Below are 1319 nucleotides of genomic sequence, written 5' to 3'. Positions count from 1 at the left end.
GATCGCAAAGATTGGCGCACCAAAGCCGGGGAACTGCGGCCGACGGGGCCCGAAGCAATCAAGCGGCCGCCCTGGGATGCCCAAGCTTCTAAAACTTTAATTTGTGCAGGAGTCAAAGTTTCAATGTTGGGCAAAAACAGCACATTAACGCCTGTTAAATCCGCCGTACTTTTGATTTCTTCGAGATTGATTGGTTTGTAAGCAATGCCACTTTCCCAGAGGCGCGTGGTAATCTTTACCCAGTCGGGAGAATTCTCGGAACTGCGAACCACACCCAGAACTACTTCTGCGAAACTCGGAGAGGGAAATAGGATGAAGAGATTGAGTAATGTACTCGCTAGAGTTCCAATTAAGACTCTTTGCAAGAAAGTGAAAAAGCGAATTTTTTTAGCCTGGGAGCAGGCATCAGGCATTTGATGAGGCTTTTTGATTTGTTGCATCATAAATATGAGAATTACCCAGCGCACCGCTAGACAAAAATTCAATAACAATTAAGAGCGATCGATCCGCACCATACAATTTTCTATCCTGCCCTGCAACCTGAATCAGGAAAAAGTGCGATCGAGCGATTTTAGATTTTAGATTTTAGATTTTGGATTTTAGATTTTGGATTTTGGATTTAAATCTGGATCTATTCCTCATGACAGTTGACAGTTTACTGTTTAGACATTTTGGCATTTGAACAATACCGATGCAACGGGAAACGATTTTAGATTACAACCTGGGTGCATTTGGGTTGAAAAACCAAAAATACAATTTAGATGTCGGACAGCCAACAGCCAACTGTCAACTGTCAACTGTCAACTATTTTCTGGCGTTGCAGCTTCATTCACCGGGAATCGATCGATTAACTGCATCGCCCGACCAGCATTCCTCCGCAAAGAATCCGAAACATGAGGAACATGAGGAATCTGAGACAAGAAATCCAAAGTCCGGCGCAAAATCCGCACCACATCCCCTTCATCCAAACTCGTATGGCTAATCAGTTCCAGCCATTCAACGCCCAGAGCCCACTGCTCAACCAAAGTCACTAAATCCCGTTCCAGCCAAATTGGGATTGCAGCTTCATGACGGTACTGCACTTGAAACAATCGGCGGCGCAAGCCTTTTTGCAGATTGTCCAAAGGTGCCAAAACTTCCGGGGACAGCGAGTAGTGAGTCCAACTGTCCGGCCTGGAAACTTCTGTAACTAAGGCCGCGCAAGCAGCAGCGAGGTGGTGGGGGTCGAGTTCGTCAAACTCCGCAGACATCAGGGACAAACCCAGCCACAGTTCGTTATCGCCGCGAATGGCGGCGCAAGCTTGGCCCAAGATTGTGGG

Annotated in this window: 2 pseudogenes; both read right to left on the bottom strand. The window is 46.8% G+C overall.

Annotated elements, in window-relative coordinates:
• Positions 1-443 (bottom strand): annotated as a pseudogene (locus tag QUA38_RS28945) (hypothetical protein); the annotation flags it as partial.
• A gap of 357 nt (positions 444-800) precedes the next feature.
• Positions 801-1319, bottom strand: a pseudogene (locus tag QUA38_RS28940) (DEAD/DEAH box helicase); the annotation flags it as partial.

This window comes from Microcoleus sp. Pol12B4 (genome assembly GCF_036701385.1).
Lineage (GTDB): Bacteria > Cyanobacteriota > Cyanobacteriia > Cyanobacteriales > Microcoleaceae > Microcoleus.
Note: the sequence above shows the minus strand (reverse complement) of the source record. Positions and strands in the feature narration are given on the sequence as shown.